Raw genomic sequence first — 21,584 nt, forward strand, 5'->3', positions numbered from 1 at the left:
CCGCTTGTTAAATTCTCTTATGGTAAAATTTGGAAGCAGTAAAGAGCAGTGCATTTGCAGTTTTAGCCGCTTGTTAAATTCTCTTATGGTAAAATAACAAGGCGTCTCATTGATAAAGTTTCTTGGTTTTAGCCGCTTGTTAAATTCTCTTATGGTAAAATATCCTGTGAGAATATATCGATTTTATCGGCATTTGAGAGTTTTTGAAAGCCCAAAATCCCCATAAAATCGAGATAATCAAGCATAGAGAGTCTAACAAGCGGCTAAAATAAGGGAAGCAGGAAATCCCGCAGGGTCCCGCAAGGGGTAAAACGCAATGAATGGATTGTGTTGAGCTAATCCCTAAACCTGCCCGTTTTCTTTTTTGATTCTACTTTTTACCTTACACATACTTAAACATACTACACTTAAATACACCTACTTAACCTACTTTACCAACTTCCAAAGTCATATCACCTCACACAATGCCTTTTAATATTTTTGTCAAGCAAAATTTGCTGATAAAAGATACTCCACCAAATACTTAAAAGCAATAAAGAGATATTTCGCTAATGCTCAATATGACAAGGACAGCAATGACAAGGTAGCAATTATAACACAGCAATAAAGACAGCAACGACAGAGTAGCAAATCACAAAATAGCGATAATCTCTAGCTATAATAGGCGACAAATATACTTCACCAAAATATGACACAAAAATTTGGTTTATGAGAGCATAAAAACTAGCAATAAAAAACAACAAAATCAAATAAGCAAGCAATCCCCACCAATCCCTAGAAGTATCAAAAATCATCAAAATACACCAAAGCAAACTAAAACTTCAGCAAACCCCACAAACCCACCAAAAATCTCCTCAAAACCCCCAAAATATTCCCAAAACCTACATAGCACTTTTTGAAAAATCAATCAAATCCTGCGTTGTGCGCACAGATTTTGGCAGCGATAAAAGCGATATTTCAAACACCTTTAGCGCGGTTAGCGCGTCAGCATAGGCACGATGTGAAGTAGGCGTATTTATCCCCAAAAATTCATTTAGATACTGCAAAGAATACCGCTTAGCAAGTATCGTCCTGCGGGCTAAATCTATGGTGCATAGCTTTGGGTTTAGTAGCTTATAAAGCCCTGCTTGCTCCATAGCCACACTTACAAACCCATAGTCAAATCCCACATTGTGTGCTACAAAAACACTCTGTGCCAAAAACTCCCTAAAATCACGCAAAACCTCTCGCTCTTTTCGTGCGTTTTCTAGCATTTTGGGTGTAATTTGGGTGATTTCTACGATAGTTTCTGGGACAAAATACGCGTGGATAAGCTCGCTAAACTCGCCCAAAATTTTGCCATTTTTCCACTTTATCGCACCGATTTCGATGATTTGGTGCTCTTGTGGTTTGCTCCCTGTGGTTTCAATATCCACAAAGCAAAATTCCTGCTCCCTCCACGATAGTTCATTGTGCGCTAGGAAGTAAGTATCCCCGCTTGATTCTAGTGGCAAGCCCTGTGCGCGTAGTAGCTCTACTTGTAGATACGCTTCCTCTATGTCAAAGTCTTTATCAAAATCTCTAGTCCCAAAATCTTTGGCAAAATCTTGTGTGAAATCTAAACTAGAATCTAGTCTGTCCCCAAAATCCTGCCCTAGATTTTTTTCCACACTTTTTTTTGCACTTTTTACTATACTACTTTTTCCCGTGCTTTTGTGTGGATTTTTGTGCGTGCTTTTGGTATCTGTGTAGCTTGTTTGATTCTTGCTAGATTGTTGCAAAATCCCATAAAGCTCCTCATAAGAGATTTTGCTTTTTGTCAGCCTTGCTTGTAGCTCTTTTGCGATACTCAAAGTCATATCCTTAGTCTTTAGCCCGATTTTTTTACAATCTCTATCGTGGGTTTTTTAGCAAGTCTATGGCTTGGCGATAATCCCTAGCACCAAATACAAAACTCCCCGCTACGAGTATGTCTACACCTGCTTGCTTCAAAGATAGAGCGTTTTTGTCATTTACTCCGCCATCGACTTCTATTAGGCATTTTGGATTTTTGGCTTCTATTAGTTCGCGCAAGTTTCGTGCTTTTTCTAGGACTGAAGGGATAAACTCCTGCCCACCAAATCCCGGATTTACACTCATTAGTAGCACCATATCAATATCTGGCAAAATATAGCGCAGATTTTCCTCACTTGTGTGTGGGTTTAGCACGACTGCGGGACGCACTCCATTACCTCGTATGTGGCTTATAAGGCGGTGTAGGTGCTTCACTTCTTCGATATGCACGCTTATAAATTCTGGCTTTAGTGGCAAGAAGCTATCTACAAAACTTTCTACTTTTTCTACCATTAGGTGCACATCTAGTGGCTTTGTAGCGGCGTTTGCTACGCTTTTTATCACAGGTGCGCCAAATGTGAGATTTGGCACGAAGTGCCCATCCATAATGTCAATATGGACAAAATCAGCACCCGCTTCACAGATAGAGGCTACCTCCTCGCCAAGTCGCAAAAAATCGCTAGATAAAATACTCGGTGCGACTAGCATAGTGGCAGGCTTTTTGTGGTGGAATCTACGCAGTGGGAGCAAAGATGAGCAGACAAAAATATGTCAAATGAAAGCGTGTGAAGCAAAAGTGCAAGTGGCATAGAGGGTGTAGAAAGTAGATTTTGCATCGCGTGCCTTTTTGGTTGGTATCTTTAGGCGTCATATTTGTAGAAAAAGTTTTAGCGATAAATTTCAAAAATTAAATGCTATCATAAGTGTATTAAGAATATAATTAAGCCTTTATAAAAACTAGCAAAAATATAAAAATTCATACAAAATCTAATAAAGCCCACCCTTAAAAGAGGAGCGAAAAAGAATGAAAAAGGAGTGAAAATGCAAGCCCAAGCAAAAATAGATTTTGCAACACTAAAGCTATGTTTGCAAGAGTGTGCTATCGCTGTGCATAGCGCACTACAAAGCCAGAATGTAGGCTATCTATCTAGCACAAACTCTAGTGGGGATATGCAGCTAGGAGTAGATGTGGCGTGTGATAAACTCATAGAACAAAAACTCTTAGAGCTAGGGTGCGTAAAGGGAGTGTGCTCTGAAGAAAAACAAGAAGCACTCTATAAAGATTCTAGTGCAAATCTTTTGGTGGCTTATGACCCGCTAGATGGCTCAAGTCTTTTTGACTCAAACCTTAGCGTGGGCTCTATATTTGGAATCTATCAAGGGGAGTTTGCCTCTAGTGCGATAGTAGGGGCGTGCTATGTGGTGTATGGACCGCGCTTAGAGCTAGTGTGGGCAGATAGCACAGATGATGAGGTGGGGCATTTTTTGTATGATTTTGCTAGGGGGGAATGGCGTAAAAAGCCAGCCTTGCGTTTGGGAGAGAAAGGCAAGCTAAATGCACCGGGTGGGACACAAAAGCATTGGAGTGAGAAGCACAAGGTGCTAGTGGATTCTCTTTTTGCGCAAGGGTATCGATTGCGATATTCGGGGGGAATGGTGCCAGATTTGCACCAGATACTTATAAAAGGTGGAGGGCTATTTAGCTACCCTGCGACACAGGACGCACCAAAAGGCAAGCTAAGAAAACTTTTTGAGGTGTTTCCATTTGCTTTTATCTATGAGAAAGCAGGTGGAGAGGGCATAGATGGACACTGCTCTTTATTAAAGCTAGGGTGTGATGGACTGCACGATACCACGCAGTGCTTCTTAGGCAGCAAAGCAGAAATCGCCATTGTAAAAGAAGCATATAAATAATCTCACGCTAGAGTTTAAAAAGCGTTTTTAGAAAAACGATTTTATAGCGACAAACAAAGGATAAAAAATGAGTGAAATAAAAACCCCTGATAATATAGCACAAAGCACAGAAGTCGCAAATGGCACAATGGATATATTTGAGAAAAAACTCCAAGATGAGCTAGATAGTCTCAAAAATTGTCAGCAAAGTAGCGGGGTGGATTCTTGCTTTGCGTGTGAGAAGATGCTAGAGTGTCCCACGCGCAAATCCTATGTAAGTGCTGTGTATGAGAGTATGAGCAAGGGACAAGAAGGCGGGGATTTTGATTTTTAGACAGAATCTATAATTTTGCTTGGCAAGGCAAATAAACATAAAAGGCTAGAGGAAATGGAATTTTTAGAGGATTTTTTACATACAAAAGACATACAAAAAGCGAAGATTTTTGAGCTTTTGAGATGCAAAGAGCAAGAAGCAATCATCTTGCAATATATGACAAAAGCACTACTAGATGGCGTGCAAGAAGTGGGTGTGATAGAGCTAGTGCACAACTGCTTTGGCGAGCAAGTAAGCCAAGATAGCCTAAACACTTCACAAGACTTGCAAAATCCTGCCAAAGCTACCAAAAAAACGACAAAAAAAGATTCCCTACAAAAACAAAACTCACTTCAAAATCCCCTCCAAAACTCACTATATGACAAGCCAAAGCAATCCCTAATCATTACCCACCTCCCTACTATCCGCACGCTTTTGGATTTGGGGTGGATTGTCCTTAGTGAGATGTCGCGATTTAAGCAGCCAAATATCAAGGACTTGGCTTTGCTAGAGCTGCTAAGCTGTGAGGTAAGCCTCTCTAGCGCGTTTTTGCGCCTCATAGAGAGAGGACATAGCGAAGTGCAAATGCCCGATGAAACGCCTTATAATGACCATCTAGAGTATGTCAAAGACCAATTTTTGCGCATACATTTGGCAAGCAAATTTAGCCCACAAAATGACAAAAAAAACACCGCGCTAAAATCCCAGATAAACGCGCTAGAAAACCGCATAAAAGAGCGACTTCTAATCACCACAAAAGAGATTTCAGCACACAAAATCATCAAAGACTACGCGCTAAACCCAAAAGAAGAGATGATATTTTTTGCGTTGCTTAAAGAGGAATACTACGGAGGAGATGGCTACTACCGAGATATGAACAACCTCATAGACTTGATAAGTGAAAGCGAATATGACAAAATGAAAAACCGCGCCCTGCTTGATGAAAAATCCACCCTCATAGAAAAAGGACTACTTGACTTTGGGGAAATGCTAAATCCATTTGGTGGAATCGTGCGGACATTTTATATCCCCGAAGAGATTTTGCACAAGGTTATCCGCGAGCCCTACAAGAAAAAAAGCAAAAAAATCGCCCTAGCTTCTGTGCTAGAAGAGCAAGAAATCTTTGAGCTACTGCGTCCCAAAAGTAGCCTAGATGAAATCGTGCTACCACAATCCACTAGGACAATGATAGACTCTATCCTAAAGCAAGTAGACTCTAGCGTGGTAGCTAGACTAAAGCAATGGGGGATAAAAGACAAGCACAAAGGAGTAGAAGCAAAAATCCTTTTCTACGGTGCAGCAGGCACGGGCAAAACGCTTAGCGCACTTGCCATAGCCAAAGCCCTAAAAAAGCAAGTGCTTAGCTTTGACTGCTCCAAAATCCTCTCTATGTATGTGGGCGAGAGTGAAAAAAATGTGCGAAAGATATTTGACACATACAGCGACATAAGCAAAAAAATCAAAAACGAGCCCGTGCTACTACTAGATGAAGCAGACCAATTCCTAAGCACGCGCATAACCTCTAGCTCTGGCGCGGAGAAAATGCACAACCAAATGCAAAATATATTTTTGGAGCAAATCGAGCGATTTAGTGGCGTGCTAGTGGCTACGACAAATCTTGTAGAGAGTATAGATTCTGCGTTTTCTAGGAGGTTTGACTACAAAATCGAGTTTAGGCGACCAAATGAGGAGCAAAGACGCAAGCTGTGGGAAAAATACCTCCCCAAAAACGCACAATATGAGCCAAACTCTAGCATAGAATCCCTCTGCAAGGAGCTATCTAGCCATAGCTTAAGTGGCGCTCAAATCGCCCTAGTGATAAAAAACACCGCCTATAAAGTCGCCACTAGAGATAAGCCTATCTTTACCAAAGATGACTTTATAGAAGCTATAAAGCGTGAGCTAAGCGGGGACTTTGATAGTAGCAAAAGTGTGGGGTTTATATAGATTTAGCTAGATTTTGCCGTGCTTTTTGCGCGTAAGGTGGTGGGGTATGAGTGGGGCGAGATTGCGTTTTTGGCTTTGTTTTTTTTGCTTTGTTTGGCTTGGAGTGGTTTTTGCTAAGTTAAATATAATATTTAAGGAGTGGAAATGTCGCAAAATCAAAATCCAAACACACAATCTCATCTCAATCCTACTACACAATCAAGTACGCAGTCTAACCCACAACCAACCACGCAAGAGAGCTTAAAAATCTTAGGCTTTGATATAGGTGTGGCGAGTATTGGCTGGGCGTTTGTCGAGGGTGGAGAGCTAAAAGACTGCGGAGTGAGAATCTTCACAAAGGCAGAAAATCCAAAAGATGGCAGTTCTCTAGCTTTGCCACGCCGTGAGGCAAGGGGAGTGCGTAGGCGACTAGCACGGCGCAAAGGTAGGCTAAATGCGCTAAAAGTGCTTATCTGCAAGGAGTTTGGGCTAAATCGTAGCGACTATCTAGCCACCGCAGGGGAACTACCAAAGGCTTACGCCACGAGCAAAGAAACAAAAAGCCCATATCAGCTCCGCGCAGAATCACTAGAGCGCAAACTTAGTGCCGATGAGTTTGCCCGCGTGATTTTGCATATCGCCAAGCATAGAGGCTATGGCAACAAACACGCAAAAGAATCAAGCGATGATGATAGTGGCAAAGTCAAAAAGGCGATAAGTGAAAATCAAAAAGTGATGAGTGAAAAAGGCTACACAACCGCAGGGCAGTATCTCTATGGCGAGTTTTATCAAAAGGCGCGGAATTTTAGCGAGGCAGAACCAAAGTCCCCCAAAAACGCGCGAGGCACACAAGAATTTAAAAATGTCCGCAATAAGAGCGAAAACTATGCTAGGTGTTTGGCGCAGAGTGAGTTGCAAAAAGAATTAGAGATTATTTTTGCCAAACAACGCGAATTTGGCTTTCAATTTAGTGATAAAAAGCATAAAACCATCAATGCAAATGGCAAACTTAAAGAGCTAGATTTTGCAGACGCGGTGCTAGAAATCGCATTTTTACAACGCCCACTAAAAAGTTTCGCAGATAAAGTCGGCAAATGCACCTTTTATGAGGATAAACCCCGCGCACCAAAAGACTCTTTAAGTGCTATCGAATTTGTTGCGCTTACGCGTATCATAAACACTCTAGCAAATATCACAAAGCGCAGTGGCGAGGTATATAGCGCGGATAAAGTGCGCGAGATTCTATCCATAGTGCTAGATAAAGGCGAAATCACTTATAAAAACTTGCGCAAAGTCATCGCCCTTGATGAAAGACTACAATTCCCCAAAGACTCCAAACTAGACTACGCAAAAGAGGACGCCGAAAAAGCAAAGGCAATAGAATTTAGCAAACTAAAAGCATTTAGAAAGGCTTTGGGTGGGAGCTTTGAGGGATTTATCCGTGCCGAGCTAGATTCTATCGCCACAGATATTGCGCTTATCAAAAGCAAAGATGAGCTAAAAGCCAAACTTGCCAATTATCAAAGCCTAAATGATGAGCAAAGAGAGAAATTAAGTGAGCTAAGTTTTGATAAATTTATTGATTTGAGTTTTAAGGCATTGGAGGCGATTTTACCCCTTATGCGCGGGGATAAAGATGATAAAATCTATCGCTATGATGAAGCGTGGAGAGAAGCGGGACTAGTCGAAGTAGCCAAAAAGACGCAAAAAGGCGATAGCCTCCCACCTCTAATAGAATATGAGAAAGATTTAGCAAATCCCGTAGTGGCAAGGGCTTTGGCAGAGTATCGCAAAGTGCTTAATGCTTTGCTTAAAAAACACGGCAAGGTGCATAAGATTCATTTAGAATTTACTCGCCAAGCGGGTGTGAGTAGCAAAGAGCGGGGCGAAATCATAGCCGAGCAAAACAAGAGGCTTAAGGCAAATGAAGAAGCGCGAAAAAGGTGTGAGGAATATGGGCTAATCCCAAGTGGCAAAAATATCCTTAAACTCAAACTTTGGCAAGAGCAAGGCGAATTTTGCGTATATAGTGGTAAAAAAATCACACAAAGTGATTTGCGTGATGAAAGCACATTGCAAATCGACCATATCTACCCATACTCGCGAAGCTATGATGATAGCCAAAATAACAAAGTGCTTGTTTTTACAGATGCCAATCAAAACAAGCTAAATCAAACGCCTTATGAAGCCTTTGGCAAAGATATTAGCAAATGGAATCAGATTTTAGGGCGTATCGAAAAACTACCAAAGGCAAAGAAAAATCGCATCACAAACAAAAATTTTGCAAACAAAGAAGCTGGGTTTATCGCGCGAAATATCGTAGATACAAGCTATATCGCTAGACTTAGTGCTAGCTATACAGACGCATTTATTGAGTTTTGCCCCCTAGCAGAAAATGAGGATACCACGCTAGGGCGCGGCGAAAAGGGAAGCAAAAAACACATAAGTGTGGTAAATGGTTCACTAACGGCGACTATGAGGCATTATTGGGGGCTAAATACTCTGCTAGATGGCGAGAATAGCGAATCAAAAGATAGAAGTAACCACCTCCACCACGCCCTAGATGCGATAATCATCGCTTATGTGAATGATAGCGTGATAAAGGCTTTTAGCGACTTTAAGAAAACCCAAGAGCAAAACAAAGCTCGGCTTATCGCCAAAGAGATAGAATCAGCCGAGTATAAAATCTCACGCAGATTTTTCTCGCCAAGTGGCTTTGAAAACAATGAGGCATTTCGTCAGGCTATAAAGCGTAAGATTTTGGGACAATCTCTTGAATCTAGAGAAAATGATATGACAATAAATAGTGAGGCTTTGGGCGAAAAAGTGGGCGGAATCTTTGTCAGCAAACCACCTAGAAAACGCGCAAGAGGTGCTTTGCATAAAGAGACTTTTAGTAGCATTGATGATAAAGATTTGCTAAAAACCTATGGCGGCAAAGAGGGTGTGAATCGCGCCATAAAGCTAGGCAAAGTCCGCCAAATCGGTAGCAAAATCGCCGATAATGGCACAATGGTGCGCGTGGATATTTTTCGCCATAAAGTAAGTGGCAAATTTTATGGTGTGCCAATTTATACGATGGATTTCGCACTTGGGATTTTGCCAAATAAAGCCGTAGTGGGTGGCAAAGATAAATCTGGCGTGATAAAAGATTGGCTACCGATGGACTCAAATTATGAATTTTGTTTTAGCCTTTTTAAAGATGATTTGATTTTGGTGCAGAAAAAGGAAATGAGCAAGGCGGAGTTGTGTTATTTTGCTGGATTTGACACTTCGGGTGGGCAAATCAAAGTCGAAAAACACGACAACCATTTTGCTACTCTTACGGACAATCAAAGGTTGCTTTTTAACATTGCAACACCAAAAGAAGTTGCGGGTAAAAGCATAGGTATCCAAAATCTAAAAGTCTTTGAAAAATGGCAGGTTTCGCCACTTGGCGAGGTAAGCAAGGCAGAGTTCAAAGAGCGAGAGCCTATCGCACTGAAATCCACTCCAAAAAGATTCTTGCAAGGATAGCCAAAATGTTTGATTCGCATTTTCGCACGCTATTTATAAGCAATCCTGCGCATTTGCGACTAGAATCCAAGCGACTAATCATAGAGCGCAAAGAATCTACTAGCCACCACAAAGCCCTAGCACACAAAGAAGCAAAAGATAGCGATAACTTGAGTGATATATACTCTCCCTATAAAAGCGACAAAAAAGATAGCATAGCTATCCCACTAGCTGATATTGCCTATATCATACTAGAATCCCCGCGCATAACCCTTAGCTCCGCTCTGCTAGACGCACTCTCTACGCACAAAGTCGCACTTATATCGTGTGATAGCTCGCACTTGCCTAGCGGGATTTTTACGCCATTTTTGGGGCACTATCGCTCGCTATCCGTGCTTGAGTCTCAAATCGCGCTAAAAAAGCAGACAAAAAGCATTATCTGGCAGCAAATCATAAAATCCAAAATCACCAATCAATGCTCCGCCCTAAAGCTAGCCAAACCAAATGAGACAAAAGCGATAGATTCTCTCCAAAGCCTAGCCAAATCTGTCCAGCTAGGAGACTCTACCTACAATGAAGCAAAAGCTGCGGCAATCTACTTCAAAGCACTTTTTGGGAATAGCTTCATACGAATGCGTGATATAAATAGTCAAATAAACGCGATAAATGGACTAGAAACACAAGCCCAAGAAGCCCAAATGGCAAATAGCGATAGTGCAGTAGACGCGGCAGACACAAAAGATAGCGCGCCAAATGCTATCATAAACTCCGCGCTGAACTATGGCTATGCCATAGTGAGGGCGGCTATCGTGCGCACTCTCTCTAGTAGCGGGCTAAACCCCGCACTTGGGCTATCCCACGCAAACGCGTTTAATCCATTTAACCTAGCTGATGACATCATCGAGCCATTTCGTGCGTTTGTAGACTCTCTAGTGGCGGAAATGCTCTCATTGGGTGAGTTTGGGCAATCTAGCGAGCTATCTCTACAAAACCGCACAAAGCTAGCTCAAATCCTAAGCACACAAGTGTGTATGCTCTGCTTTGCCCCTGCTACACAAGCGCACGCCACACATACCCAAAGTCTCTCAAACGCCACAAACAAAGGCAAGCTCTACCCGCTTATGCGTGCTGTAATCGTCTGCATACAAAGCCTAGTAAAGCTCATAGAATCAAATGGCGACATAAGCGGGCTAGGGTTTGATTTGCCTGTATTTATGGAGGATATTTCAAATGGAAGAGAAATTTATGAGGGTGCTAGTGATGTTTGATATGCCAACTTCTACCAAAGAGGACAGAAAGGCAAGTGCGAAATTTCGCAAAGACTTAATCAAAGAGGGGTTTATGATGCTGCAGTTTAGCGTGTATATGCGCATCTGCAAAGGCGTAGCAAGCGCAAACAATCATATTGATAGGCTATATCTCTACCTCCCGCGCAAAGGGCATATCCGCGCTTTGATACTTACAGAGAAGCAGTTTGATAATATGCGACTTCTGCTAGGGCAAAAAAGTGAATGCGAGAGAGCAAACGCCCCAAGACAGCTGACTTTGTTTTAGCGGATTTTGCTTTTTTTGTGGATTTTGTGCGTTTGTTTTGCGCTTTGGGTGGTGGGCTAGGGGGGTGGCTTAGGCTTAGTTTGGACTTAAAGTTTGTGTGATTTTGCGCTAAAAATGTGTGGATTTATTGCATTATTTAAGAAAATTTGGCATATTTATCGTTTCTAAATTTTATTCATAGAAAGGACACACAATGGAAAAGATTGGAATCTTTTATGGAAGCGATGGCGGAAACGCTAAAGGCGTAGCAGAGAAAGTATCTAGCGCACTAGGAAATGCTGAGCTAATCGATGTGGCAAACGCAAGCAAAGACCAACTTGCAGGGTTCAAAAACCTTGTGCTTGTAACTCCTACTTATGGTAGTGGCGACTTGCAAAGCGATTGGGACGATTTTTTGGGCTCGCTTAGCGATGGCGATTTCTCGGGCAAAACTATCGGGCTTGTAGGACTTGGCGACCAAGACACTTATAGCGACACTTTTGCCGATGGTATCTCTCATATCTACGCAAAAGCAAAAGCAGGCAAAATCGTAGGACAAACTTCCACAGACGGCTATGAGTTTAGCGACTCTCAAGCGGTGGTAGATGGCAAGTTTGTAGGGCTTATCATAGATGAAGACAATCAAGATGACAAGACAGATAGCAGAATCTCATCTTGGGTAGATTCTATCAAAGGTAGCTTTGCGTAAGACTCTTTGCCTTAAAATATTTCAAGTGCCTCCAAATCATTTACGCTTTTAGCTTAGGGCGGAGCGAGGGTTTGGAGGCTTTTTATTTTTAAACTTGCTTTAGCTTGGCTTTTCACTTCTATTTTTTTACTACTTTTTTTGTTTTTCGCTCATTTTAAGATTTTGCTTTTTTGTGGATTTTGTGCTACACTTTGGGAATATATTTTGCTTAAAATCCTTAATTTATTTCCCAAAAAGGATTTTCCTATGAGCCCTATTAGTAGTATTTCTAGCACAAGCAGGACAGATACTTCCGCGCTAGCCGAGCTTTTTGCAAGTCGCTATGCCCCACAGAGTGCTACCCTGCCACAAACCCCAGCGCAAAATATTACCCAAGACATAAGCCAAGCCCAAAACCACCTAGACACAAGTGGTGCGACTACTCCTGCTAGAGATTCTGCCAAAACAAACACGCAGCAACACCCTCAAACCACCCAAGATAGCAAAACTGATAGCAAAATCCCTTACAACAGCGCGGAAAAAGACACATTGCCAACTTTGCAAGACTTTATCCACGACCCTGCAAATGAGCAAAACTCCGCGCTAAATCTAGTAAGCCAAATCAACCAAATATCCAACATAAACCAAGTAAGCGATACCCAAAATACCGCTCAAACACAGCAAGGTGTGCAATCTATAAGTCGACTTGAAGATACATTTACCCCATCAGATGAGCTTAGCGCGGCTATGAGGGCAAAATCGTATTTCAAAAACGCACTTATTGATGCTGATAGCTTCAAGGCTATGGCTCGCCAGCTTCACAATGACGGCGTAATCAACCGCGATGAAATGATGATGGTGGATTTTTTGAGTGAAAAATCGCCAAATATATCGCTTAAGGATTTTGACTCTATGATAAAAAACGACAATCTTAGTCGTGAGATGCGCGGGCTTATCGCACAGCTTGTGCAAAAAATCCATTTGATGAATTACCTAAGTGGTGGCGCACTTGCCTAATGGGGCTAAAATAGCTCATAAACGCGTTTGCTAAGTAAAATCTACTTAGACAAAATCTAGCAGACGCCACCCACAATCTAGCACAAAGATTGCCAAAACCTTGCCAAGCACCACAAATCACAATGATACCAAAGACACTATCAAAGCAATGGGTGGATTTCCTAGATGATGAGTTTTCGCAACAATATTTTGGCGATATAGTAGCCCACTACAAAAACGCACTAAAATCCAACCAAACCATTTTCCCACCAAATCATCTTATTTTTAATGCTTTCAATCTAACTCCCCCACAAAATGTCAAAATCGTAATTTTAGGGCAAGACCCATATCACGGGAGTGTGTTTATCACTGATAGTGAGGGAGTGAAGCGCGAAGTGCCACAGGCTATGGGACTAAGCTTTAGTGTGCCACTAGGTGTGCCTATTCCACCTAGCTTAAAAAACATTTACAAAGAGCTGCAAATCTCACTTGGATTTCTCCCACCAAGACACGGGGATTTGAGTGCTTGGGCTCAAAGAGGTGTGCTACTTCTAAATGCGATTTTTTCTGTGCAAAAAGGCATAGCAGGCTCACATAAACACTTCGGGTGGGAGGCGTTTAGCGATAGTGTGATAAAAAAACTATCTAGCAAAAAAGAGGGGCTTATCTTTATGCTATGGGGTAACTACGCAAAGCGCAAAGCAACCCTCATAGATTCTAGCAAGCACATTATCTTGCAAGCTGCCCATCCTAGCCCTCTAGCGCAAGGCTTTGTCGGCAGTGGCGTGTTTGCAAAGGCAAATACCGCGCTTATAGAAATGGGCAAGGAAGCATTTGATTGGAGCTTGCCACCCTTAGGCTAACACTGCTAATATACTTAGAATCAAATCAAAATTCCAACAAAAATCACGCATAGATGAACTTGCTAAAAAACCTTATAAAAAATTTACCAGCAAAAATCCACGATTCGCACAGACGCGAATCTATGATTTTATGCTACTTTTTGCGCCATATAATAATATTGGATTTGGCATTGAATGCTGAGCTAACGCTTTATCAATATGCTTTTAACAAACAAATCTATCTAACCACGCCACACACGCTATTTATGGCACTTAAAACAATAAACATTAGCTGGACTTATGTGGAGAGCGATGAGAAAGTGAAAGAAGCGTTTGGCGAAATGGAGAAAATTTATGATAAATTTGAATTGTTGTGCAAGGACTTTAAAATCTTTGTTACAATATCGCAGTTTTTGTATGATATTGAAAGAGATTCAAAGTAGTACATTGTGGTATATTGATTTACACTAAAAAGCAAGGTTAGCCATTTTCGTCTTTTTTATCACTGCGCTTATGAGATTTGCTTGTCCTTTGGTAATTTTGTGGTATTTTTTAGAATAAAACTTTGTCTGGCAAGTGAGGTAATAATCGCAGGGATAAGCGATAGCCAAGCATTTGGCTTATCTTACACTACAAGGTAGGCAAATATCCCCAAACTCCCTACGATAAATATAAACGCACTCAGTGCCCCAAGCCCTTGCAGGGCATAAAACCAACGCATATTGCTCTCTCTATCTCTTTGCTCGACTTTTTCTAGCCCAATGAATTTAAAACGCTTGATGAGTGGGGATTAACTAAACTTGCAAAAGAAACTGAAAAACAATTCACACCCAAAGAGCTGGAGCAAATGCGACAAGAAGTTAAAAGAGATATGATGAGGATATATAAAAAGAACGCAAGGTGTAATAGGTTACAATGCTTGATTTTGCACGAAATTTCCACATTGCCTTCTTTTTGAAATATTGTGCTTATATTACAAATTAAATTAAGCAAAATTTGATACAATTCCACACTTTTTAAAATGGTAGCGTAATACCAAAAAGTATTAAAGGGTTAAAATGGCGCAAGTAGATATGATTACTATACAAGGCTACAAATCTATTAAATATTTGGAGGATTTTACACTTACAAAATTAAATATTCTTATTGGTGCTAATGGGGTGGGTAAAAGTAACTTTATCTCTATTTTTAGACTACTTAATGAAATGTATAATAAGAGATTGCAACTTTACACACAAAGCAAATCTCCTGATAATTTTTTATATTTTGGTAGAAAGCAGACAGACAAAATTTATTTTAAATTTCAATTTGATAGTAATTCATACAAGGTCACTATCAGTCCTACTCAAGAAAATAAACTCTTGATTGAAAGTGAATATGTAGGTTTTTTGAAGCACGAGTATTTGATAGGCAATAACTTAGAAGAAAGCCATATTAGTGAAGCTGGAAGCTATGCTAGGTCTAAAGCTGTCGGAATATATTCTGCTTACTATATAAGCAAATGGAAAATCTATCATTTCCACGATACAAGCGATACTTCAAAAATGAAAGGAAAAAGTGCTAGTATTGATAATCTTATCTTTAAGCAAGATGCTGAAAATCTAGCACCTTATCTTAAAATGCTTAAAGATAAATTCACACAGCATTACGAGCAAATCATAGCAACTATACAAATGGTTGCACCATTTTTCGGTGGATTTGTGCTAAGAGATGATGAATATATTCAGCTTGAATGGTTTGATAAAACAGACCCGGATACGCCATTTAAGGCGCATTATTTATCAGATGGCACATTGCGATTTATCGCTCTTGCGACTTTATTATTGCAGCCTTTTGAGCTAATGCCAGATACACTTATCATTGATGAGCCTGAGCTTGGGCTTCACCCATTCGCGCTTTGCATTTTAAGCGATTTGATTAAGCGAGCAAGTAAAGAAAAACAAATCATTATTTCTTCGCAATCAGTAGAACTTATCAATTATTTTGAGCCACAAGATATTATTGTTGTGGATAGAATGGACAATCAATCCACCTTTAAAAGATTAGATGCTACTGACTTGGAATCTTGGCTAAAAGATTATTCGTTAGGCGAAATTTGGAAAAGTAATCTCATAGGCGGTCGTCCTTAATGAAAAGAGTTTATATACTTTGTGAGGGACAAAGTGAGGAAGTATTTATTAGGCAAGTTTTAGCCCCCTACTTTATCAATATAAATTCACAACATTGTCTTATCCCCATAGTTACAAAAACTTCCGCTGGACACAAGGGTGGCGGTTTGAAATATCATAGAATAAAAAAAGAGATTCTAGCCCTGCTTAATCACAAAGAAGCCTTTGTAAGCACATTTTTTGATTATTATGCCCTGCCTAATGATTTTCCAAAATATGACAAACAAAATGGTGATATTTATGAGAAAGTCGCTATTTTAGAGCAGGGTTTTTATGAGGATATAAATGATAGTGACGACTGCTACCAAAGATTTTTCCCGCATATTCAGCCTTATGAATTTGAAAGTCTGCTATTTAGTGATATTGATAAAATTATTCAGGCAGACACAGAGTGGAGCAATAATAAATCTTACTTTATTGGGCTTAAAGCGATTATTGATGAATTTAACAACCCAGAATTGATTAACAACTCTCTACAAACCAGCCCATCACATAGACTAAAAAATATATTGCCAACATATAGAAAGGTTTTGCACGGCAAAATTATTACTGAAAAGATAACCATTACACACATAAGAGAAAAATGTAGCCATTTCAATGAGTGGTGTAAGAAAATTGCATCGTTGTAATATTTATAAACACTATGACATAGCAGTGCTTTCGTAAAATCCAAAGTGAAAATGAAATGGAAAATGCGCAAATTTAATAAGTGTTGCGATAAAATTGCCATAAATATTTTTACTTAGGGGCTTTATGGTTGTTGCGATATTTAGGATTTTAATCTTTATGCTCTTTGCGTTGCTATTTTCTGCGTGTGCGATGAGTGGTGGCGAATCTGCCCCAAATCCGCCCAATCTATCATCAAATCCACCGCACTTAAATATTAAGCCTAATCTCACCCAAATTTCCCCGCCCATTCCCCAAAAACTAGCCGATTCGCCCAAAGATAGCATTATCAAAGTCCTTGATGAAAATGGGCAGATTCGTTGCTATATGCCCGATGTGCGGAGTGTTTATGCTGTGATTGGCACTTGTCGCACGAGCTGGGCAAAACCCGCGAGATACGATGTCTTTGGGCGAATCGCTTATAATGTAGAGGATACTTGGCTTTGCCTGACTGCTCCCGAATCAGTAGCGCAAACAAAGCGCAAAGATAAGGACTACCTAACGCTAAAGCCCTGTGTCATCAATGATAAAAAACAGCGGTGGAAGCTCAAAAATGACTTGTTCTACTCGCTTGATGAAAGCTATGTGATAAAAGATGACGGCGCGTATCTCTATGCTACGACTTTGCGTGATACAAGCCTAAAGCTAAGTAGGATTCACACCTCGATGAGTGAATGGCTAAGCACCATTGCGCGTCCTACAAATCTTAGCATTCTCACTTCCCTAGCGTGGGATTACACCACGAGAGAGGGCACACAGCGATATTTTCTCTACAATAACGGCTCTAGCAGAAACACCACGGATTTGTATTACAACTTAGAGAGCGGACATATCGCGCAATATGACGACTATAAGGGGCTAAACTGCCTTTATGCGGATTTGGGTGGGGCGCAGTGGAGCTGGGCTTGGTGGGGCAAATGCACGGACGCAAAAGCTCCTAGCAAAAATCGCGCTTATTGGCGATTTATCCGCGTTAGCGAGGCTGAATCTGTCCTATTAAACTTTCAAGGCGCGGCGTTGCGCGTAACTAGCACGGGGATTCATTGGGGGACGCCATACATTGTCGCGCCCAAATATCTGCTAAAAGATAGCGCAAACTACCCTACTTCGCGCTTTATCATCGACAAAGATACGCAGGATTGGCTTAGATTTATCTATGCAAATATCGGGGATAATCTGCCATTTTGCCCAGCTCCCTCAAATGAAACGACAAAAAGCACAAACACAGAACAAAATCCACCCAAAAATCAGCTTAAAAATCAATCTCCACATAAAAATCCGCAAAACACACATTCCCCACAAAATCTAAAAAACCCTCCTAATGATTTTGTCATAAACAATTCTTGGCTTGCTAGGCTTTTGGCGATTATCCACACGAGTGATAGTGGGGAGAGTAGCGTAGGTGTGTGCGGTATATGCTTGTTGCAATCTTTTCAAATCATCGCTGAAATTTTGGAAAATCCGCGAGTTCCGCGCCAAAGTGGCGGATATTTCTTTAATACACAAATGGGCGCAAATCCCTTTGTGTCCTTTGAATCGCGCAATTCATTGCTTTATCACACGCTAGATGACATTGTCCGCTGGTTTCCTGCTTATGCGGAGAGTCCTACTATCACAGAGCAAATGAGGTTTGACTACAATAACAACCTAGCCCTAATGAGTGCAATCGCACTTTTGCCACAATATGATTGGGCAATCACCACTCGTGCACAAGGGCAGAGTGATATTCCTCGCGTGATAGATTCTATCTTTGGCTCGGCTTATGGAAGTGCATTTGTAGTGCTACTTCGTATGCAGAGCGCGCAGCAAGAGGGAGGACACGCTATGGTGGCTATAAGGACAAGTGCTGGTGTGGTGCTTATCCCCACAAATGTGCCAATGAGTGCGGAGGAACTTCGCATTTTTACTACGCCTTTGCGCAATAGAGGCGAGTTTTTGGCTAGATTTAGTGAATATGGCTTTAGTATCACAAATATCGCGCTACTTGTGCGCGTGGACTGCTAGCAAATCCATTTGCTAGCAATATCTCGCTTAGCAACTGCACGGGCGAGGGCGAAAATAGACGCGGTAGTGGCGCAACTCCTACAAGTGCGCTTGTAAATCAATGTGCTAGCGGGCGATGCTTGGAGTAGTTGGATTTCATAGCCCTCATCATTTTTGCCCTTATGCTTTTTGGGATTTTGCACCATTTTTGTGCTAGGCTTATTTTTCTAAGCACAAGCGCGATTCTTAAAAAATGCTTTTTGTTTGCCAAAATAAATGCAGGCAAAATTTAGTATAATTGCGCGAAATATTAGCCATAAGGACACAAATGACTTTAGCTTCGCAAAAGTGCTACACAGATTCTATAAGCCAATCTAGCAACTTGCAGGACTTCCCTTTGTTTTTGCTAGGCGATGCAAAAGATACGCTAAAAACCTTGCAACCACTAAGCATTGATTTTGTGCTGACTTCGCCTCCTTATGATGATTTGCGCGATTATGAGGGGTTTAGCTTTGATTTTGAAGCTATTGCGGGCGAGCTCTTTCGCGTGCTAAAAAATGGCGGGGTAATGGTGTGGATTGTGGGGGATTCTGTGGTAAATGGCAGTGAGAGTTTGAGTAGCTTTAGGCAGGCACTGCATTTCAAAGATATAGGGTTTAGAATCCACGATACGATGATTTATCAAAAAAACAATTTTTCAAACCCTAGCAAGACGCGCTATCATCAGGTGTTTGAGTATATGTTTGTCCTCTCAAAAGGCACGCCAAAGACATTCAATCCACTTATGGATAGGAAAAATGTCTATGCGGGGTATACGACATTTGGCGAAAACACCACGCGCAAGAAAGATGGCAACTTCACAAAGCAAAAAAAGCGCGTGATTTCAGAATTTGGTATGCGCTATAATATTTGGAAAGGCAACACTTCAGGGCAGGAAAATATGTGCAAATCCATAAAACACCCTGCGACTTTTCCGCTGTGGCTAGCACGCGACCATTTGCACTCGTGGAGCAATCAAAACGACATTGTCCTAGACCCTTTTTGTGGCTCTGGCACGACAGGTGTAGCCTGCAAAGAGCTAGGGCGCAACTTCATCGGCTGCGAGATAGAATCAAGCTACCTAGATTTCGCAAAAGAGCGGATAAAAAACACGAGGGTAGAAAATGGATTATTCTAAGCAATCTATCAATGAAAGTTATGTCAAACTTGGCACGATTAGCAAGCTAAACAACAAGCGATTTCCATTTAGAGAAGTAATCAAAAACATCGAAAAACACGAGGTTTTAGAATTTAAAAACGCTAGATTGCTAGGCTTACTCAAAAGTGCGTGTAAAAACACCATAACGCCTGTGAATAATATCGAGTTTAGCGGGCGTCCAAATGAGTTTGGCAATATCGTGGCAAATCTTTTTGCCATAGAGTGCAAAGGCGTAGGGCTAGACTACCAAAAGCCAAAAGACACGCAGGGCAAAGGCAAAGAAAGTGGCTATCCTGACGGATTAGTCGTGTTTGAAAATCAATACTTTTACACCGAGCTAAAGACTTGCGAGCAAAGCAAGCAAAATCAAACACTGCGTTCATTTTTTTACTCCCCCTCCACACATTCTAAAATCCTCTATGATGCCTCTCATCTAGTCATTTGCTTTTTGACATACAAAAATGGAAGTGCGTTGCTACTAAATGGCGAATTTCACATAGTGGATATGTATGAAAAAGAGGTAAAACTAAAGCTAGAATACAATAGCAACAACAAAGAATTATACGGTGGCAAGTTGCTATAAACCTAGCGCAAGAAAGAACACCAAATGTTAGCCCTTATCATTTTTGCCCTTAGCCTTTTTGGGATTTTGCGCCGCCCTTTTGGGCTTAGTATTTGGGTGTATTCTAGCTTTGGCGCGGCTGCCACGCTTACACTTGGGCTAGTGGAGGTGGGCGACTTGGGCGTGATTTTCGCACTTATTTGGGATAGTGCGCTTACCCTCATCGCACTTATTGTCATTAGCTTTTGTCTGCAGGGGCTTGGGTTTTTTGAGTGGCTGATTTTTTGGGTGCTAAAGTTTTGCGCTGATTCGCACACTACGAATCCAGAATCTAGAGCGCATTTAGGTGCGACTTTGTGCATAAACACGCGCAAAGCATTTGTCGCGCTCATTTTGCTTAGCGCGATTTTAAGCGCGGTGCTCGCAAATGACGGCGCGGTGCTTGTTTTGACGCCATTGGTGCTTGGGCTATTTTTGCGTGCCAAAAACGCGACTTCGCTACAAATCATCGCGTTTTTGTTCGCCACCGCCTTTATGTGCGACATTAGCTCAAACCCGCTCATCATCTCAAACCTCACAAATATCATCACCGCGCACTTTCACTCACTCGGCTTTGCGGAATTTGCGCTCGCAATGCTTCTGCCAAATCTCTTTGGCATTTTTGGTGCGCTAATGCTATTTTTGGTGCTTTTTCGCACACCGCTTCGCACCCCGCTTACCTTTCGCACGCCATCAAAGCCAAAGCTACAAAACGCGCTTTTTGCCCTGCACTGCGCTACTTTGGCAGTTTTTATCGCGAGCTTTTTCCTCTCCACGCATTTTAACCTGCCTCTAAGCCTAAATTGCGCGGTTTATGCGGGGATTTTGCTTATCACACTATGGCACAAATCGCGCCAAAAAGCCATAAGCACGCTAAAAAAAGCACCTTTTGGCATTATTTTGTTTGTCTTTGGGCTATTTGTGGTGGTGTTTGGCGTGCAAAAGTTGGATTTTACAGAGGCACAAAACGCCCTCTTTCACGCACTTATCGCGCTTTATGACAAAAGCGAGATTGCAGGAATCTTTGGGGTGGCAAGTGTGAGTGCGCTTGGCTCAAGCGTGATAAACAACTTGCCTATGGTGCTTTTTGGCAATTTGGCGATAGGCGATTTTTTTCAATACACGCAACATTTTGACGCCCAAAACCTAAAAGAAACCTTTATCTACGCGCATTTGCTAGGCTGCAATATCGGCTCAAAGCTAACGCCTATCGGCTCTCTTTGCACGCTTCTTTGGCTATCTCTACTTGCCAAAAGCTCTACCCTCACGCAAAAGGGCATAGATTTTACCTTTTTGCATTATTGCAAATATAGCCTTATTTTCACGCTTCCCACGCTATTTTGCGCTTCGTTAGGGCTTTATATCTCGCATTTGGTGTTTTAGCATTTTTTGGCTAACCCCTTTAGCCTAGATTTTTGCGCAAAACCCACACAAACTCTTTTATAGACTTCGCCCCACCTTTGGCTTGAA

General features: G+C 41.4%; 20 protein-coding genes. 17 read left to right on the top strand and 3 right to left on the bottom strand.

Features of this window, described 5'->3' with window-relative positions; translation table 11 throughout:
• Positions 1-881 precede the first annotated feature (881 nt).
• From HMPREF2086_RS11220 to HMPREF2086_RS12380, 3 genes are read right to left on the bottom strand one after another with little or no spacing between them, the layout of a single operon-like run.
• Positions 882-1,832, bottom strand: a complete 951-nt coding sequence (locus tag HMPREF2086_RS11220; protein WP_023928222.1) for a 3'-5' exonuclease — start codon at positions 1,830-1,832, stop codon at positions 882-884.
• Positions 1,833-1,872: 40 nt separating this feature from the next.
• Positions 1,873-2,520: a ribulose-phosphate 3-epimerase gene (gene rpe, locus HMPREF2086_RS07795; protein WP_023928223.1), complete on the bottom strand. Its 648-nt coding sequence runs from the start codon at positions 2,518-2,520 to the stop codon at positions 1,873-1,875.
• Positions 2,514-2,648 carry a hypothetical protein gene (locus tag HMPREF2086_RS12380; protein ID WP_267902087.1) on the bottom strand — a complete coding sequence of 45 codons (135 nt, stop codon included), beginning with the start codon at positions 2,646-2,648 and terminating at the stop codon, positions 2,514-2,516. Before HMPREF2086_RS12380 ends, rpe begins: the two co-directional genes overlap by 7 nt.
• Positions 2,649-2,853: 205 nt before the next feature.
• Between HMPREF2086_RS12380 and HMPREF2086_RS07800 the strand changes: the two genes are divergently transcribed.
• The 17 genes from HMPREF2086_RS07800 to HMPREF2086_RS07885 all read left to right on the top strand — a co-directional run bounded on the left by HMPREF2086_RS07800 (position 2,854) and on the right by HMPREF2086_RS07885 (position 21,497).
• Positions 2,854-3,726, top strand: a complete 873-nt coding sequence (locus HMPREF2086_RS07800) for a class 1 fructose-bisphosphatase (RefSeq protein ID WP_023928224.1) — start codon at positions 2,854-2,856, stop codon at positions 3,724-3,726.
• A gap of 67 nt (positions 3,727-3,793) precedes the next feature.
• Positions 3,794-4,039 (top strand): hypothetical protein, encoded by a 246-nt coding sequence (locus HMPREF2086_RS07805; protein ID WP_023928225.1) that lies wholly within the window; start codon positions 3,794-3,796, stop codon positions 4,037-4,039.
• A 54-nt stretch (positions 4,040-4,093) separates the two neighbouring features.
• Complete coding sequence (locus tag HMPREF2086_RS07810) at positions 4,094-5,965, top strand: ATP-binding protein (RefSeq protein WP_023928226.1); 1,872 nt, start codon at positions 4,094-4,096, stop codon at positions 5,963-5,965.
• A gap of 144 nt (positions 5,966-6,109) precedes the next feature.
• The gene (cas9, locus tag HMPREF2086_RS07815; RefSeq protein ID WP_023928227.1) at positions 6,110-9,460 is read left to right on the top strand and encodes a type II CRISPR RNA-guided endonuclease Cas9; all 3,351 of its coding nucleotides are present in this window, start codon (positions 6,110-6,112) and stop codon (positions 9,458-9,460) included.
• Between the two features lie 5 nt (positions 9,461-9,465).
• Positions 9,466-10,707: a type II CRISPR-associated endonuclease Cas1 gene (gene cas1 / locus HMPREF2086_RS10970; RefSeq protein ID WP_023928228.1), complete on the top strand. Its 1,242-nt coding sequence runs from the start codon at positions 9,466-9,468 to the stop codon at positions 10,705-10,707.
• Positions 10,670-10,993 carry a CRISPR-associated endonuclease Cas2 gene (cas2, locus tag HMPREF2086_RS07825; RefSeq protein ID WP_023928229.1) on the top strand — a complete coding sequence of 108 codons (324 nt, stop codon included), beginning with the start codon at positions 10,670-10,672 and terminating at the stop codon, positions 10,991-10,993. Before cas1 ends, cas2 begins: the two co-directional genes overlap by 38 nt.
• A gap of 193 nt (positions 10,994-11,186) precedes the next feature.
• Complete coding sequence (locus HMPREF2086_RS07830; protein WP_023928230.1) at positions 11,187-11,681, top strand: flavodoxin; 495 nt, start codon at positions 11,187-11,189, stop codon at positions 11,679-11,681.
• Positions 11,682-11,927: 246 nt separating this feature from the next.
• Positions 11,928-12,677, top strand: a complete 750-nt coding sequence (locus HMPREF2086_RS07835; protein ID WP_023928231.1) for a hypothetical protein — start codon at positions 11,928-11,930, stop codon at positions 12,675-12,677.
• A 122-nt stretch (positions 12,678-12,799) separates the two neighbouring features.
• Positions 12,800-13,519, top strand: a complete 720-nt coding sequence (gene ung, locus HMPREF2086_RS07840; RefSeq protein ID WP_023928232.1) for a uracil-DNA glycosylase — start codon at positions 12,800-12,802, stop codon at positions 13,517-13,519.
• Between the two features lie 53 nt (positions 13,520-13,572).
• Positions 13,573-13,941, top strand: coding sequence for a DNA recombination protein RmuC (rmuC, locus tag HMPREF2086_RS07845; protein WP_023928233.1), 369 nt, complete (start codon positions 13,573-13,575; stop codon positions 13,939-13,941).
• 615 nt (positions 13,942-14,556) lie between these two features.
• Positions 14,557-15,627 (top strand): AAA family ATPase, encoded by a 1,071-nt coding sequence (locus HMPREF2086_RS07850; RefSeq protein ID WP_023928234.1) that lies wholly within the window; start codon positions 14,557-14,559, stop codon positions 15,625-15,627.
• On the top strand, positions 15,627-16,295 hold the full coding sequence (locus tag HMPREF2086_RS07855; protein ID WP_023928235.1) for a DUF4276 family protein: 669 nt from the start codon (positions 15,627-15,629) through the stop codon (positions 16,293-16,295). The genes HMPREF2086_RS07850 and HMPREF2086_RS07855 overlap by 1 nt, the downstream gene beginning before the upstream one ends.
• Positions 16,296-16,419: 124 nt before the next feature.
• Positions 16,420-18,336, top strand: a complete 1,917-nt coding sequence (locus HMPREF2086_RS07865; protein ID WP_023928236.1) for a DUF1561 family protein — start codon at positions 16,420-16,422, stop codon at positions 18,334-18,336.
• A gap of 20 nt (positions 18,337-18,356) precedes the next feature.
• Positions 18,357-18,464 (top strand): DUF1561 family protein, encoded by a 108-nt coding sequence (locus HMPREF2086_RS12545; protein ID WP_408605744.1) that lies wholly within the window; start codon positions 18,357-18,359, stop codon positions 18,462-18,464.
• A 179-nt stretch (positions 18,465-18,643) separates the two neighbouring features.
• On the top strand, positions 18,644-19,492 hold the full coding sequence (locus HMPREF2086_RS07875) for a DNA-methyltransferase (RefSeq protein WP_023928237.1): 849 nt from the start codon (positions 18,644-18,646) through the stop codon (positions 19,490-19,492).
• Positions 19,479-20,096, top strand: coding sequence for a hypothetical protein (locus tag HMPREF2086_RS07880; protein ID WP_023928238.1), 618 nt, complete (start codon positions 19,479-19,481; stop codon positions 20,094-20,096). Before HMPREF2086_RS07875 ends, HMPREF2086_RS07880 begins: the two co-directional genes overlap by 14 nt.
• A gap of 24 nt (positions 20,097-20,120) precedes the next feature.
• Positions 20,121-21,497, top strand: a complete 1,377-nt coding sequence (locus HMPREF2086_RS07885) for an ArsB/NhaD family transporter (RefSeq protein WP_023928239.1) — start codon at positions 20,121-20,123, stop codon at positions 21,495-21,497.
• Positions 21,498-21,584 lie beyond the last annotated feature (87 nt).

The sequence above is a fragment of the Helicobacter macacae MIT 99-5501 genome (assembly GCF_000507845.1).
GTDB lineage: Bacteria > Campylobacterota > Campylobacteria > Campylobacterales > Helicobacteraceae > Helicobacter_B > Helicobacter_B macacae.